The organism is Mesorhizobium sp. LSJC280B00 (assembly GCF_000502835.1).
Taxonomy (GTDB): Bacteria; Pseudomonadota; Alphaproteobacteria; order Rhizobiales; family Rhizobiaceae; genus Mesorhizobium.
Window position 1 is genome coordinate 139,042 of sequence record NZ_AYVL01000003.1, and the last position, 15,597, is coordinate 154,638.

The 15,597-nt window shown below is 61.4% G+C and carries 14 protein-coding genes; 10 read left to right on the forward strand and 4 right to left on the reverse strand.

Annotated elements, in window-relative coordinates; translation table 11 throughout:
* Positions 1–13: 13 nt before the first annotated feature.
* The 4 genes from otsB to X773_RS45370 all read right to left on the reverse strand — a co-directional run bounded on the left by otsB (position 14) and on the right by X773_RS45370 (position 6,075).
* Positions 14–775 (reverse strand): trehalose-phosphatase, encoded by a 762-nt coding sequence (otsB, locus tag X773_RS45355; RefSeq protein WP_031211298.1) that lies wholly within the window; start codon positions 773–775, stop codon positions 14–16.
* A 67-nt stretch (positions 776–842) separates the two neighbouring features.
* Positions 843–2,624 (reverse strand): trehalose-6-phosphate synthase, encoded by a 1,782-nt coding sequence (locus X773_RS45360; protein WP_023674969.1) that lies wholly within the window; start codon positions 2,622–2,624, stop codon positions 843–845.
* Between the two features lie 179 nt (positions 2,625–2,803).
* A complete protein-coding gene (locus tag X773_RS45365; RefSeq protein WP_023674970.1) occupies positions 2,804–4,966 on the reverse strand; it encodes an amylo-alpha-1,6-glucosidase in 2,163 nt (720 codons plus the stop codon).
* A 47-nt stretch (positions 4,967–5,013) separates the two neighbouring features.
* Complete coding sequence (locus tag X773_RS45370; protein WP_023674971.1) at positions 5,014–6,075, reverse strand: glycosyltransferase family 4 protein; 1,062 nt, start codon at positions 6,073–6,075, stop codon at positions 5,014–5,016.
* Positions 6,076–6,330: 255 nt separating this feature from the next.
* On the opposite strand from X773_RS45370, the gene X773_RS74245 reads away from it, so the two are divergent.
* The 10 genes from X773_RS74245 (at position 6,331) to X773_RS45415 (ending at position 15,411) form a co-directional block, all read left to right on the forward strand.
* Positions 6,331–6,633: a DUF982 domain-containing protein gene (locus tag X773_RS74245; RefSeq protein WP_084640966.1), complete on the forward strand. Its 303-nt coding sequence runs from the start codon at positions 6,331–6,333 to the stop codon at positions 6,631–6,633.
* 535 nt (positions 6,634–7,168) lie between these two features.
* Positions 7,169–7,417 carry a hypothetical protein gene (locus X773_RS76225; RefSeq protein WP_156937288.1) on the forward strand — a complete coding sequence of 83 codons (249 nt, stop codon included), beginning with the start codon at positions 7,169–7,171 and terminating at the stop codon, positions 7,415–7,417.
* A 27-nt stretch (positions 7,418–7,444) separates the two neighbouring features.
* Positions 7,445–7,972, forward strand: coding sequence for a hypothetical protein (locus X773_RS45385; RefSeq protein WP_023674974.1), 528 nt, complete (start codon positions 7,445–7,447; stop codon positions 7,970–7,972).
* Positions 7,973–8,235: 263 nt separating this feature from the next.
* On the forward strand, positions 8,236–8,460 hold the full coding sequence (locus tag X773_RS45390) for a hypothetical protein (RefSeq protein WP_023674975.1): 225 nt from the start codon (positions 8,236–8,238) through the stop codon (positions 8,458–8,460).
* Positions 8,461–8,573: 113 nt separating this feature from the next.
* A complete protein-coding gene (locus tag X773_RS45395; RefSeq protein ID WP_023674976.1) occupies positions 8,574–8,828 on the forward strand; it encodes a hypothetical protein in 255 nt (84 codons plus the stop codon).
* 381 nt (positions 8,829–9,209) lie between these two features.
* Positions 9,210–9,836 carry a class I SAM-dependent methyltransferase gene (locus X773_RS0137285; protein ID WP_031211300.1) on the forward strand — a complete coding sequence of 209 codons (627 nt, stop codon included), beginning with the start codon at positions 9,210–9,212 and terminating at the stop codon, positions 9,834–9,836.
* A 237-nt stretch (positions 9,837–10,073) separates the two neighbouring features.
* Positions 10,074–11,861, forward strand: coding sequence for an ABC transporter ATP-binding protein (locus tag X773_RS45400; RefSeq protein WP_198023529.1), 1,788 nt, complete (start codon positions 10,074–10,076; stop codon positions 11,859–11,861).
* A 6-nt stretch (positions 11,862–11,867) separates the two neighbouring features.
* Positions 11,868–13,049 (forward strand): hypothetical protein, encoded by a 1,182-nt coding sequence (locus X773_RS45405; protein ID WP_023674979.1) that lies wholly within the window; start codon positions 11,868–11,870, stop codon positions 13,047–13,049.
* A gap of 9 nt (positions 13,050–13,058) precedes the next feature.
* Positions 13,059–14,243, forward strand: coding sequence for a hypothetical protein (locus X773_RS45410; protein ID WP_023674980.1), 1,185 nt, complete (start codon positions 13,059–13,061; stop codon positions 14,241–14,243).
* The gene (locus tag X773_RS45415; RefSeq protein WP_023674981.1) at positions 14,233–15,411 is read left to right on the forward strand and encodes a hypothetical protein; all 1,179 of its coding nucleotides are present in this window, start codon (positions 14,233–14,235) and stop codon (positions 15,409–15,411) included. The genes X773_RS45410 and X773_RS45415 overlap by 11 nt, the downstream gene beginning before the upstream one ends.
* The last annotated feature ends 186 nt before the right edge of the window (positions 15,412–15,597 follow it).

A 15,597-nucleotide genomic window follows, 5' to 3' on the forward strand; every position in this document is an offset into this window, starting at 1 on the left:
AGCCACGGCGCGATCAGGCCACCGCCGACGTCTCGAAACTGGCCTCGAGCCAGGCTATTGCGCCGGTCACGTCGTCGAGGACATAGGTTGCGGCCGTCGGTCCGTTCGGCTTCACGCGGATGGAGATGCCGCCAATTTCATTGATCGCCTCGAAACCGTGTTCGTCCGATGTATCGTCTCCGAGGAATATCGGCCGCCGGCCGACAAAGGGCGGAATGTCCATGAAACGCCGGATGGCAGCACCTTTGACGGCTTCCAAAGGCATGAGCTCGACGCCGGCGTTTCCCGGAAGCACCCGATAACCCTTCGGAAGCCGGGCCAACGCCTGTTCGACGAGCTGGATTGCGGGTGCAAGCAGTTGCGGTGCTGCTCTTGTATGAACGGCAAGGACCGGCCCCTTGCGCTCGACATAGACCTTGCCGCTGCCCAGTTCGGCCTCGATCTCGTCCGCAAGGGCGGCGATGTCGGCCGGCGCGTCGGCGGCATCGATCGGACCGCTCGGCGTCAGCCGGTGCTCCAGCCCATACAGTCCGGCGATCCGCAGCTTCAGCGGATGGAACAGCTTGTCCACGGCGGGAATCGATCGGCCGGTGATGAAGGCGACCGCACCATCCAGCCGCCGCTCGATGCGTTCCAGCAGATTGCGCAATTCCTCGCCGACGAACACCGCGTCGGGATGGGCAGCGTGTTCCAGCAGGGTTCCGTCGATGTCGAGGAAGAGCGCCCATTGCCCTTCCGACAGGTTCAACGCCGGCGGTTGTTCAAAGCTTTTCACGACGCTGCCTTCCGAGCCCNCCATTGCCCTTCCGACAGGTTCAACGCCGGCGGTTGTTCAAAGCTTTTCACGACGCTGCCTTCCGAGCCCGCTCGAACATCGAGATGACGTTGTTGGTGTTCGATGGCGGGCGCTCGCCGGTTCCGGTCACCCTGTCGAGATCGCCGCGTTTGCGCAGGCGCGCGGCGTCCAGCAGCATACTGCCGGCCCAGCGGTAGACATTGTTGTCGCGGACCATCTCGCGCATCGGCCGCAAACGTTCGCGCTGCTCTTCCGGCGTCATCGTCAGCGCCTGCAACAGCGCCTCGCTCATCATGGCCGCATCGTAGGGGTTGACGATCAGTGCTTCCAGCAATTCGCGCGAGGCACCGGCAAAGGTGCTGAGCAAAAGCACGCCCTGTTCGTCGTCGCGTGCTGCGACGAATTCCTTGGCGACAAGGTTCATGCCGTCATGCAGACTGGTGACCATACAGATGTCGGCGGCGCGATAGACCTCGTAGACCTGCTCCTGCCGATGATGTTCGGCGACCATCAGGATAGGGCTGTATGTCTCGCTGCCATAGCGCCGGTTGAGCTCCTCGGCACAGCGGCGGCATTCGTCGTGGAGTTGCTGGTAGGCGGGCAATGTCCCCCGGCTCGGCGCGGCGATCTGCAGGAAAACCACCTTGCCTATCCATTCGGGATATCTCGTGAACAATTCGTCCAAGGCATGGAAGCGATCGAGAATGCCTTTCGTGTAGTCGAGGCGCTCGACGCCAACGCATAGTTTGGTATCCGCAGACAGGCCGAATCTGTCGCGCACGCTGGCGCGGCACTCCTCCACAGACGGCAGTTTTGCCAGCAATTGGGCCGGCCATTCTATGGAAATGGGATAGGCGTGGACCAATGTGGTCTGCCCACCATAGGAGATTGCCGCGTCTGCCCGTTCGATCCGGCTCTCCAGAAAGCGGTCGACACTTTCGGTGAAGTTGTTGGCATGGAATTGGGTATGAAAGCCGATGATCGAACTGCCGAGCAGTCCTTCCAGGATCCGCTCACGCCACGGACAGATGCTGAATACTTCCGAATTAGGCCACGGGATATGCCAGAAGGTGATGACTATCGCGTCCGGCAGGCGCTGGCGGATCATGCGCGGCAGCAGCGCGAAATGGTAGTCCTGCACCAGCACGATCGGCCGTTCGTTGCGGGCTTCGGCAACCACCGTATCGGCGAATTTGCGGTTGACGGCCTCGTAGGCGTCCCAGTCCGAGGCGCGAAACACGGGGCGGGTGAAGGCGATATGGCAAAGCGGCCATAGGCCCTCATTAGCGAAGCCCAGATAATAGCCCTGATATTCCTCCTCCGTCAGCCAGACCCTGCGCAGCGTGTAGGACGGATTGCCCGGCGGCACCTGCACCCGGTCGTCCTTGTCGACGGTGAGGCGGTCTGCCGTGCCGCCGCCATAGGCGATCCAGGTGCCGGCACAGGCGCGGGTGATGGGCTCGAGTGCCGAAACCAGGCCGCTGGCCGGCACCAAAAGTTGGACCCCGTCATCCTTGATGTTGTGGATGTAGGGTTCGCGGTTGGACACCACGATAACCTGTGCGTCCGGCAGGTCGTCGGCCAGGATCTTGCGCAAAGTGTCGGGCGACCATGTGACCAGTGCCGCATCGGCCGACTGGCCGTTCTTTTCGAACTCGCGCAGCACCTTGCGTGCCGCTTCCGACGCGACATCCTCGCTCGGCGTGTATGCGGCCGCCGTTGCGCGGCCGCGACGCTGGCGGGATATCGACAGGAGAATGGCAAAAGCGGAAAAGCCAAAACTTGCAATCAGCAAAACCCAGAGCAGGTTTACAGTATAATCTGACATGGAATGTGATCTCGCCTCCGGCCGGCCGATAGCCGTTTTTTTATTTGTTTTCTGGTTCGCCGCCGTATAACAACGGCAGCGTTCCCGCGCCGCCCATTTTTGCAACGCACAAAGAGGCTATCGGTTCCGGACGATTGCAATGCCGCGCGTCATTTTCGACGCGCCGCAGTGCGGCGGCATCAAGTGCGCACGATGAGCGGCACCATCCCCTCATACCGATCGGCGAGAAAGGCGACGACCCGGTCGCCGACACGCTGGAATGTGAGGTCGACCACTGTCGAGCCGACACCTAGATGCCGCAATGTCAGCGTGTCGATGCCGATCGGCAGCCTTGGGCGGGTGACCCGGATTTCGCTGTTCCAGCCGTCGATTTCGAGCCCAAGGCAGGCCTGCATCAGCATGAAGGCCGATCCCGCCGACCAGGCCTGCGGCAGGCACGCGACGGGATAGGCGATGGGCGCTTCGCCCGGCGACCGGGTAAAGCCGCAGAACAGTTCCGGCAGCCGCATGTTGAAATGGACAGCCGATTCGAACGTGCCGCTCATCAGCCTGACCACGCTGTCGCGCACGCCATAACGTGCCAGGCCGGCACCGCACATGGCGGTGTCGTGCGGCCAGATCGAACCATTGTGGTAGGACATCGGATTGAAGAATATCGCATCGTCGGCCAGCGTCCTCACTCCCCAACCAGAGTGGAACGACGCAGAGAGCAGCTGATCGGCGACCATCTGCGCCCGTTCCGGCTCGGGCAGCCCGACAAAGAGAAGATGGCCGGCATTCGACGTCCGTACCTTGCAGAGCTCGCCTGCACCATCGATCGCCAGTGCATAGAAATTGAGATCGTCCATCCAGAAATGGCGTTCCACCGCGGCGCGCATGGTTTCGGCGCGTTCCTCCCAATGATCGGCCTTGTCGTCCTCGCCGCGGCGGCGGGCGAGCGCCGCCAGCCCACGGAACGCGGCAAAGACGTAGCCTTGCACCTCGACCAGGGCGATCGGCCCCTTGGGCATGCGGCCATCGGCATGGAAGACGGAATCGAAACTGTCCTTCCAGCCCTGGTTGGCAAGGCCGGTCTCGGCGCCGCGCTGGTAGGTAACGAAGCCGGTCGCGCGGCTTGTCTCCTCCGTCCATTCGGCCGCTGCACAGAGCGATGGCCACAGGCTGTCGACGAACGCCATGTCGCCGGTACGATCCGCATAGGCGCAAGCGAGATGAATGTAGAGCGGCGTGGTATCGACGCCGCCGTAATAGCGGCCGAACGGGAGCTCCCGCAGTGCCGCCATCTCGCCCTTGCGGGTCTCGTGCATGATCTTGCCCGGCTGCGAATCGCTGAACGGCGACGTTTCGGTCGCCTGATGCTGGGCGAGAAAGGCGAGTACGCCGCGCGCCAGCCCAGGATTCAACCACAGCATCTGCAGTGCGGAAATCACCCCGTCACGGCCAAATGCCGTCGAGAACCAGGGTATGCCGGCATAAGGGTAAGGTCCGGTTGAAAGCTCGGTGGTCAGCAACGCCACGTCCGCGCGCGCGCGTTCGATCCAGTCGTTGAAGACGCGGCCGGAGCTGTGCACCGTCGCGCCGTGGCGGCGTTTGGCGCGCATGCCGAAGCGAGCGCGGGCGGCAGCAGCCCGAAAACGGTCGCGGTCGGGTGTCTCCGCCACTTCCGGGCCGACCTCGATATAGAGGACCTCGCTGCTGCGCTTCGTCACCGCAACCAGGAAATCCGCGCGGCTGGCGGTCAAATTGTCCGGCGCCTGCGAGAACGAGATCGCCGACAGGCGCACGAGCTGGTCCAGCCCGTCATATCGAAGCACCACGGATGTCGGACTGGTCTCGGCGGCGTGGGCTATTCCGCGCTTGAGCCGGGTCGAACCGCGCACCTCGAACATGTCGCGGAAATCTGCTGCGAAATGCAAGGAAACCCGAATGGCCGACGATTCCTGGCTGTAGTTGGAAAGGGTGATGCGCTCGAACAGCCGGTCCTGCCAAAGCAGCCTGACGCGTTCTATGTGGATCGCGCCCTGCGGAATGTCGCGACCACCGACACTCTGGATCGGCAGATTGGTCAGGTTCGAGGTGAAAAGCACATTGTCCTGGCTGAGCGAGGCGCCGAGCAACGACATTTGCCGGCCACCGACCGTCAGCCGGAATTCCGAAAGCACACGCGTGTCGTCTCGGAAAAAGCCATCGCCGGCGCCGCGGATGTCGCCATAGGCGTCGGCCACCGCGAAGCAGTCGGCTTGCTTGAGGGCGAACAGCCGGTGCGGCTCCCGGGGCGCAACCTCGTCGAGGGAGGCAAGGGCTACGGCGGGATCAAGCTTACGCTCGTCGAGTTGATTCATACGTCACAAGCTCTGTCGTTTCGTTCCAACGTCCACAATGACGCCGATCAGGACGCTCTCGCTTCACCGGGAGTACCGATCAGGCGCGCATAGGCAGCCACATAGTCGTGGGCCATTCTCGTGGCAGAAAAACGGTTTTCGAACACGGCTCTCACCTGTCGCCTGTCGAGGCGCAGCAATTCCGGTATCGAGGTGACTGCGGCATCGACCGTATCGACAAGGAAACCGGTCACGCCGTAGTCGATGATCTCCGGCAGGGCACCGCATTTCCAGGCGATTACCGGCGTGCCACAGGCCATAGCCTCTATCGCGGCAAGACCGAACGGCTCCGGCCAATCGATCGGAAACAGCAGGCCGGCCGCCTTGCCGAGGAATTCCGCTTTTCTGTCCTCTTCGATCTCGCCGATATAGTCGACACGGTCGCCGTCGATCAGCGGCTCGACCGTGTCGTGGAAAAAAGGGCGGTCGTCGTCGCCGATCTTTGCTGCAAGCTTCAGTTTCAGCCCGGAGCGCAAGGCGATCTCAATGGCACGCTCCGGGCGCTTGTCGCGCGACAGCCGGCCGAGAAAGGCCAGATACGGCTCGTCCGCATTCGTCTCGAAAGTCGGCTCGTACATATTGATCGGCAGCCCGTGATGGATGGTCGCCAGCCAATTGGCCCTGGGTAGCCCGGTTCTCTGGCTGCGGGAAATGGAGATCATCGGAAAGCGCGGAAAATGTTCGTAGGCCGGGGCTAGGTCGACATAGTCGAGCCTGCCATGCGGTGTCGTCACCGTCCGGTCGGGCATGTGTTCGAAGAAAGGAAAATGCAGGAAGTGGCTGAGATGGAAATGGATGATGTCGAACTGTTGCGCACGGCTCCTCACCTCGGCGAGCATCGAGAGATGCGCCGCGGTTTCGGATTTGTGCGGGCGCGGATCGAGACGGAGCGCGCGCTCGCGACACGCCACCAATTTCGCCGACGTCTTGGTATCGCCGCTGGCGAACAGGGTCACGTCATGGCCAAGCTCGACCAATCCTTCGGTCAGATAGGAGACGATGCGCTCCGTCCCTCCATAGAACCGGGGTGGCACGGATTCATGGAGCGGCGCCACATGGGCTATTCTCATGTTTTGGCATTTCCCTCAAAAAGACTGCTCGTGGCATCGAAATGCATCAGCCGCGCTAACGTTCCCGTACAATGGCAAGATGTCACCCAATTGGGGCAAGATGTCACCCAATTGGAGCTGCCGGGCGCGTCCACCGCTGCTCGTCTCGTGCAGCCAACATTTTTCAGGCCAAGCCCTCTTTTGCCGGGAACCAAAGTCGGGTTCGCGAGTTTAGTGGGGTTCGATCGCACGCATCCGGTCGACGGGGAGGAAATGATGGACCGCTTGCAATTCTTTTCGCCCGTGCGGGTTTTGCGCGGACAGGGACAGCCTGTGGAGGAGATCGACAGCGTTGCCGAAGCAATGGCATTCTTGCGAAAATGGCCGGCGGGGCGGCGCGGGCCGGTTTACCAGTGCGCCGTGAATTGCTGCGCTGCGGCCATGGCCGGCCGGATGTCGGCCGAGGAAGCGAGAAAGGCTTTTGCCGGCTTCGCCCGGATCACCCGCCTGCTCGAGGGCGATCGGCCGTTGCCGATGAGCGGCGAGGATCGGCATCGCGATCACGCCTTGAGGCGATAGCGCCGACTGCCGCAGATGGTCCGAGCAAGGGTGGCATTCAGCCGGAGCGCCCGATCGGCGACCGACGAGCAGCGCCGGCAAGGTGTCGTAGAGCGCTGCCCAGTAGGGGGCGTAAAACTCACGCCGGTATTCCGGCACTATCCAGTAGACTGCGGCAATGGTCGTGAGCGTAACGATGAAGCCGATGAGCTTGCGCACGACACGCTCGACTTCAAGCGCTCGCATCGGCTTCGCCTGCAATCCCGTTGAACGCCTTCGAAACGTCTGGAAATAAGCCGTGTCGACCGCGATCATTGCTGCAGTAGTAGCTGCAATGACAGTCATGGCCTGCAAATGCACAGGCCAGCTTCTGTCGGCGAGCATCGCGACGGTGAGCGCAAGACCAAGCAATCCTGCAAGGCCGGTGAGGGGCGCGGTCGCCGATTTCGGTCGGAGCGTCATACTACTACTCCCGTTGTCGTGAGGATCGATCGTCGTTGCCGGCCGCGTGGTCGCCGCCACGGTTCAACTCGAGTGGCGCCGCCACCGGAGCCGCTTGAGCAGCCGCTACACTCCGCCGCTGCCGTTAGACCCGCCGCTGCTTGTTCCGTCGTTGCCGCCACTGGATCCGCTGCTGCCGCTCGAACCGCTGCTGCCGCTCGAACTGGTGGTGCCGCTTGAGCTGCTGGCGCCGCTCGATCCGCTGCTGCTGCTTGAGCCGCCGATGGGCCCCTTGTTGACATTGTGCGGGGAGGGATGGTTGTTAGCGCCCTCGCTTACATTTTCGCAGGTGCATTTGCGCTGATATTTGGCGCCGAAGGCACTGCCTTCATTGCTCGCCTTCTGGCAGACCAACCCATGGCAAATCAAAGTCGCTTCGGTTGTCTCGGGGGTAAGCCCGGTGATGACTATTGCGGTTGTCGTGGCCGCCATGGCCATGATCGAGAACCGGAGTAAATTCCGAAAATTTTGCATAGATACCTCGCTTTCTGACGCCTCGCTTCTCGGGCCCGCGCCCAAGCTTCCTGATTGTCGAGTGGGTGTTTGCAACAAGGCCGCACACGGATCGCTTACGCCTCAGCGATTGGGGCTCAGGGGCGGCATAAAAAGTTGGACGAAGCGCAGACAATGGTGCCGCATTGCGGTATTTCGACCGGAAAAGGCCAAAGATGCACTTTTGGGGGAATGGATAATGTCGAAACGGCTTAGACTGGTGCTGGGAACGGCCGGCGCGATTGCCGTCGCCATTGTCTGGGGGATCATCGCCACGTTAATGGGTGTGCCATCGATTCTGATCACTGTAGGAGCGGTCGCGATCGGCGCGGGCATCTACACCTATGTCGATCGAAGCCGAAGCTGATCCGGTTATCAGGCTACGGGCATAGCGCAAAAATCCCACGGTCGCAGACTGTCTGTGGCAATGCTCAGTGTACGAAAATTACCAACGACAGCGTTCTGTGGAACGAGTGGCCTGCCGAAGCTATTGTGGTGGCGGTCCGAGACACCCCCGCCTCGGGTCATTGGCTCACCCAGCCGAGTGGTCCGCTGCTACCCAATGGCAGCGGACCTTCATCCGGAGGACAGACCCGGAAGACGGACATTGTGCCGAATCGAGGGAGAACGATGGTCGTTGACGAGATTGCCGCGCGGCGCCTGAAAATTCTGCTCGAGCAGTACATGGAGACCAGCAAGAGGCGCCACGATGCGGTTTCCACCGCAGCGGCTGAGATCGCGATCAGGGCCGTCATGCCGAATTGCCCGGCCTCCGGAAAAGCCCTGGACGACATGATTGCGGCATGTGCGTTCGAACACGGGCTGGGGGTACTGTTCGATCGACCTGACGCATGAAGGCCTAAACGCCATGAATCCCAACGCCAAAATCGCACGGTGCTGTCGTGCACAAATCCGACGCTGTTCCTGAGACCGCTTGCGACTAGATAAACCAACCAACCGGAGCAGGCATGCCGAGATATTTTTTTCATTTCCGAAACAATGACGGCCGCTTGACGGAAGATTTCGAGGGGCAGGAGCTGGATGGCCTGTCTGCCGCCCAGGACAACGCCATGGCTTCGGCCAAGGAAATCCTGGCCGAGGGTCTGCTCAGCGGCAGCCCGGTCCTGACAGGTCTTTCCTTCGAAATCTGCGACGAGAACCGGAACCTGCTTTTCCGATTTCCATTCTCGGAAGCTGCCGAAAAGGCTGGCACTCGGCCGTGATTCGCCGAAGGCCCCGCGATGCGGGCGAGCTTTGATCGAGCCTGGCTGAAAAACCGCATGTCGCGGCAAGACGGTCGTTGGTGCAAATCAGCACCATAGGCAAATTAGTAGCATAGCTGCCGGCACAAAGCAAGAACAAATATGGCTTGCCTTGCCGACGGGGGCATTACTTATGTCCCTGCGTGGTGCCGGCCCGGGCTATCGTGCGTTTCAGGAACTCGAGGGCAGGCACGGGTAGGGGCGCCAAGCGACGTTGCCATTTCCAACCCATATGTCGATTTGTCGGGCCGGGTGTTCGTCAACTTACCGAAACGTCTTCGCAGGATGCTGTGATCAGGAGTTCCTTTCTCCCGCGGTTGCGTTTACAGGACGCTCAGGACAGTGTCGTTTGCGCGCCAGCAACTGGACCGAGTTAGGCCGGGCGCACAGTCCCCCTCCGTCAAGGAAACCAGTCCGGCGCCGTTTTTGGAGAACAATGATTTGTGGTGGTCAAATAAGCAAAAGAGATTCAAGGGAACGTGGGACGACCGACTGGACGGCCTATTCTCAGCAGAGGTCGACTACGCCGGGAAATCCATTCTCGATGTTGGCTGCAACATGGGTGTTGTCGCCTATGAGATATCCAAGCTAGGACCGAGTTCGATCCATGGGATCGACATTCTCAAGCCGCATATCGAGACGGCCAGGATGATCTTCCTGGGTTGTCCGGTCCAAAGCCGGTTCGATTGTCTCGATCTTGGCAGCCGGAAGCTGCAAAATGTTCTCCAACCGCAATACGACATCGTCATGCTGCTGGCAGTCTACCACCACATGCAGTGGAGCCTCGGCGCGGACAAGGCGCGAAGCGTGCTGTGCGATATCGCCGGGCGTGCTCAAACGATCGTTGCCCGCGTCCCTCCTGGCAAGGATAAGGAGATGATCGCGGTGCTTTCGGATGTGGGCTTTTCAATCAAAAGCAATCACACATCGCCTCTTGGAAGCCATCTCATGGTCCTCGCGAAACACTGACCAGGCATAGCGCGGCCGACGACGAATGGCGCAAGAGCCGCGCGGCTGGGGTCCGCTATGCTCGGATGCGAGGAACCGACGGTCATAGGCCGATGACGTGCAAGGATCCGGTTCGGCATTGACTGCGGTCGGGAACGAAGCCACAGACAGGTGATCGAAACCGTCTCGCGCTTCAAGATAACGCGAAGACCGGACGGGATCGCAACGGGCGGCGACGAGATGATTACAAAGAAACGAGTGTCAACGGCCCCAGCATATCCGCTGATCAAGCGTCTGATTGGCGAAAATCTGCCGCCGCACAAGATGCTGTATGTGACAGGTTTGCTGTGCTCGATCGCCGCTGCTGCGGCGACCGGCGCGGCGGCCTGGATCATGAAAGTCATGATCAACACCATCTATGTCGAGCGAGACGCCGCCGCTGTATCGGGTATCAGCGCCGTCATCATCGGCATTTTCTTGGTCAAGGGCATAGCTGCCTACTGCCAGACCATCACGACGGGAAAGATTCGCCGGGCTATCGTTTCGGACCTGCAAAACCGGCAATTTTCCCGAATGGTGTATTTCGACATCAGCCGTTTCGCGAACCAGCATCCGGCAAAATTCATCTCCAAAATCATGTTCAACGCGCGCGCCGGGGCGACCGTTATTCTCACCCTCACGAGCAGCGCCGTCTCTGATCTGCTGACCCTGATTGCCTTGGCCAGCGTCATGGTCAAGCAGGACCCGGTGATGTCGCTGATATCCGTGGCGGTTCTGCCGATGCTGTTCCTGTCAGTCGGCGCGATAACAAGGAAGCTCAAGGCGCTGGCGAGGGGCGAGACGGAATTGGCGGCACAAGTCCAGTCGATCGGCACGGAAGCCGTCGAAGGCATCCGCACCATCAAGTCCTTCCAGCTCGAGGACAAGGCCGTTGCCAGCTTTGCAAAGGCCGTCCGCAAGATGGAAAGACGTGGCATCCAGATCAACCGGACGTCAGCATTGATGAGCCCATTGATGGAGACCGGCGGCGGCGTGATCATCGGGCTTTTCGTTATGTACGCCAGCTGGCAGACCCTCGGCAACGGCAAGACGCCCGGCGAATTCATGGCCTTCATTACCGCGTTCCTGCTTGCCTATGAGCCTGCCAAGCGGTTGGCCCGGGTCAATGTCGACATCCAGAAGCAAATGGTCGCCGTCGAGCAGATGTATGATTTGATCGACACGCCCGAGCAACGGCGACTCGCGATTGCGGGCGAGCGTCTGACCGACGTCGATGGTGGTATCCGCTTTGAAGATGTGGCCTTTTCCTATGACGGCAACAGCCCCGCGCTCGAGGGTGTTTCCTTCGACGTGCGACCTCGTGAGAAGCTGGCGATCGTCGGCCGCTCCGGCGCCGGCAAGACCACCATCGTCAATCTGATCCTGCGCCTGATGGAGCCGGACAAGGGCAGGATCCTGATCGACGGAAAGGACATTTCGAAGATCAGCCTGGCCGACGTTCGCGATAACATCGCACTGGTATCCCAGGACGTCTTCCTGTTCGAAGGCTCGATCCGCGACAACATTCGCGACGGCCGCCCGAATGCCACGGATCAGGAAATCGAGTCTGCTGCGAACCTCGCCCGGGTCACCAGCTTTGCTTCGGCGCTCGAAAACGGGCTCGACACGCTTGTCGGGCCAAGCGGCACCAACCTGTCCGGCGGCCAGAAACAACGCGTTGCCATCGCGCGCGCCCTGCTCAAGAATGCTGCGGTAATCGTCTATGACGAAGCGACATCCGCGCTTGACGGTGAAAACGAACGGGCGGTTATGGAGGCAGCCTTCGACAACACATTTCAGCGCACGGTGATCTGCATTGCGCACAGGCTGTCTACAATCAAGGCGGCCGATCGTATTCTCGTGTTTGACGCCGGACAGCTTGTCGATGCTGGAACGCATGACCAGCTTGCCAAGCACAGCGAGATCTATCGTTCGATATTCCACCTGGAGACGCCCGATCCGATGGTCGAAAGCGGCAAAAAGCTGCGGCAGAGCGTATTGCGCTGACGGCCGATGACCAGCTTTTATCACGGTTCCTATGTCCGGTATGTGATTGGTGGACTGGGCCTTCAGGTGCGCCGGTACAAAAAGGCGGTGCGCAGGTTGTTTTCCGGTCCCAAGCAGCCTCGTTCCATTCTTGAGCTGCAGGCCAAGGTTGAGGCCCTGATCGTGCGCAGGGACTGGAAAGGCCTTGAAGCAGGTACCAATGAGATGGCTGTCACGGCCGATCATAATCGCGACCCGGAGCTGATGCAGAAGGCGGGCCAGGCGTTCGAACGCCTTGGCAACTTTGCGCGGGCAGCTGAGCTTCGGCTTTCCGCTCGCCGGCTGCGGAAAGGGAAGAGCGCCAACGAGTGGACCGGCGAGAATCTCGGATCGGATACACTGCTGATCGATCTTGTGGAGGATGACCCGCGCAGCCTTGGCCGGGTTATCCGCCACGCGCGACTGGCCGGCGCTGCCGCTGCCTATGCCCAAAGCGCAACAATTCGGGTCGAGCCGCGCCTGGTATCAATTCTGCAGCGAACGTTCCCGAAGGCGACCGTGGTCCCGGCGCAGCGGGATGTGGTCGGCGACAAACACGCGACTTTCGAAGATCTCGCCTGGGTGTTCGGACGCGACGCCGAAAAGCTTGCTGCCGACTTCGTACCGCTGCGGGCAGATCCTGAACTCGTCGAGGCATTCCGCAAGCGCTATCGCTCGATGACGGATCTGCCGCTGGTCGGTCTCTCCTGGGGCAGCAAGTCCCACACCAAGGACGTGCCTGATTTTCCTGAATGGGCACGGTTCATCGCCCAGACACAAGCGACATTCGTTTCGCTCCAGTACGGACAGATCAAGCCGGCGTTGCGGCGCCTTCGCAACGGCAACGACGCGCGTCTGATCTTTGACGACAGCGTCGACCAAATGGTCGACATGGACCGTTTCGCCGCACAGGTCGCCGCACTCGATGCTGTCGTGACGATCAGCAATACGGCGGCCCATCTTGCCGGAGCCATTGGCGTGCCGACTGTTTTCCTCATCGACGATAATTTTCAGACGGCATGGCCGGTGACCGGCGACCGGACACCCTGGTATCCGAAGGGCATTGTCATTCGCAAGGAGGGACGCCCTTGGTCGCTGGTGCTCGACGAGGCCGGCCGGCGGCTCTCGTCGATCCTGACGACGCTTTCCGACGCTCCCCGAGGACGATAGAACATCGCCGTGCAGAACAGACGAACCATCCTTCAGAAGGCAAAAACCGCCGATCTGCGCCCGCAAGGCGCCGTCGGCAAGCGGCTGCAGAAGGTTCTCGAGCGGGCAAAGGAACTTCTTAGACGTCCCTCGCGCCACGCCGACGAAAGCGCCGAAAGGCATATGAGGCTGATGGAGGAAAGCGTGCAGCGTGGTGACTGGCAAACTGCTCGCGACCATGCACTGGCGCTTGGCGCGCTTGGTGAGCAGCTTGGCGATATCGGCCTGATCAAGAAAGCGGGGCGCGGACTGAGGCGTCTCGACGGAGGAAATCGCATCTGGCAGTTGATGGCGGCGAGCAAGCAGCGCGGCAGACCCGATTGGGACGGCAGTGATCTTGCGGGTCGCACGCTTCTCGTCGATCGTCGCGAAGGCGACCTGGCGATCTTTTTCCAGTTCGCGTCTTTGCTTGGTCCAGCAGCTGCGGCTGCCGGTCGATGCATCGTCTTCGTCGAGCCGCGACTGGCACCGCTTTATCGCAGAACATATCCTGCGCTCGATGTCAGGATTGAAGGGGAAGAGGACATGGCGGCGGTGGACGCCGATGTCGTTGCCGGTTTCGAGACACTCGCAAAGCATTTCTGGCCGGACGACCCGGCGGCACGCGCGCCCTTCGTTCCGCTGGAGCCGGACCGGCGACTGGTTGCCGAGCTGCGCGGCACCTATCTCGATGGCGGCCCAGGTCCCCTGATCGGATTTGCTTGGGGAAGCCTCAACAAGAGCAAGGATCTGCCGGCCCTGGACGATTGGCGGACGCTGTTCAGCAGTCTGCCGGGGCGCCTCGTCAGCTTGCAATATGGCGATGTCGGGCCGGCCCTCTCCGAGTTCGAGCGCCACGCGCCGGGGCGCATCATCCATGACGCTTCCGTCGATCAGTTGACGGACATGGACCGCTTTGCCGCCCAAATTGCGGCGCTCGACGCGGTGGTGACGATCAGCAATACCGGCGCCAACCTGGCCGGAGCGCTCGGCGTGCCGACGATTGTCATACTCGACGACGGGTTTCGACTGTCCTGGCCTGCCTTCGGCGAGACCGTCGCCGCATATCCGAGCGTTCGACTGGCCCGAAAAGGCGGCCGAGCCTGGGCGTCGGCAGTGCAGGAAGCAGGCGGACGGGTCATGCAAATCATCAGCGGAGCTGGCGATGGAAGGTAGCCTACTTCTCGGCCGGTTGCGCCGCGCTGTCGCGCTTGCAGGCTACAAATACAAGGTCTGGTTCCGACGTCACCGCCGACAGCTCTTCCTTCGCTGGCGCGACGGCGACATTGCCGATCAGATGGCGGATTATCGGCGAAGCGTCGAGTCCCGCGATTGGCCGGCGGCCCTGCCGAAAGCCATGGCTCTTGGATCCATTGCGAAGTCGAGGGGCGAGGTCCACCTGATCGACGAGCTCAGCAAGGCGCTGATGCGGATGGGCGCTTATGGCGCAGCCGCCGAACTCAGGATCGCCCGACGCCACATCGTCAACGGCCGCGTCGATGGCGAGTGGCTGGGCCAGGATATTTCTGGCCAGACACTGCTGATTGATCTGATGGAAACCGAAAAGCAGGGTCTGGCCACCGCGATCCATCATGCGAGTTCCGTCGGCTGTGCCCTGGCGCGCGCCGCCCGCTCGATCGTGCTGGTCGAGCGCCGCCTGGTACCGCTCTTTCAGCGCACTTTTCCGACCGCCGATGTGCGGCCGGTCGGCGCTGGCGGCAAGGCCACCTATGCCGAGGCGCAGGCCTTCGCCGGCGTCCAGCATCTGACAGCCGTTTTCGAAACCGACGAGGCGACGATCCGCGAGCATTTCGTGCCCCTTAAGCCGGATCCGGCCCGGGTCGCTGAACTTCGCGCCCGCTACCGGAAGGAAGGACGGCCGTTGGTCGGTATCGCATGGGGCAGCTCCAATCCCGGCAAAGACCTGCCGCCGCTTGCCGCCTGGCGAAACCTGATCGGCCGACCGGACCTCCGGTTCGTCTCGCTGCAGTACGGCCAGATCGAGACCGATCTGAAGATCCTGACCGACGGTGAGCCGGAGCGCATTCTTCATGACAGATCGGTCGATCAGCTCGTCGACATGGATCTTTTCGCCGCGCAGGTTGCCGCGATGGACGCCGTGGTGACCATCAGCAATACCGGAGCGCATCTGGCCGGCGCGCTCGGCATCCCCTCGGTTTTCATTCTGGGCGACGGCTTCAAGCGCTCCTGGCCGGTCGAGGGCGACCGCACGCCCTACTATCCATCGGCCGTGCTGGTCTCGAAACGGGAACGCCCCTGGTCCGTGGTGATGGGCGAGGCCGAGTCCATTCTGGCGCCATGGCTCACAAAAGTGAGTGGCTAATGCATGTCGTCCAAAAGCGCGTCACTGAATACGCTTCGACGCGATGCGCATTAAGGAGTTCGGCCGACGGACCGCGGAATGGAGCGCCCGTGTCGAACAGTCGTCGCAACAGGCCAAAAAACATAAGGCATTCCGAACCGGGATATAGTAAAGGCCAATTCGCCCCGCAGAGGATCGCAATTCTTG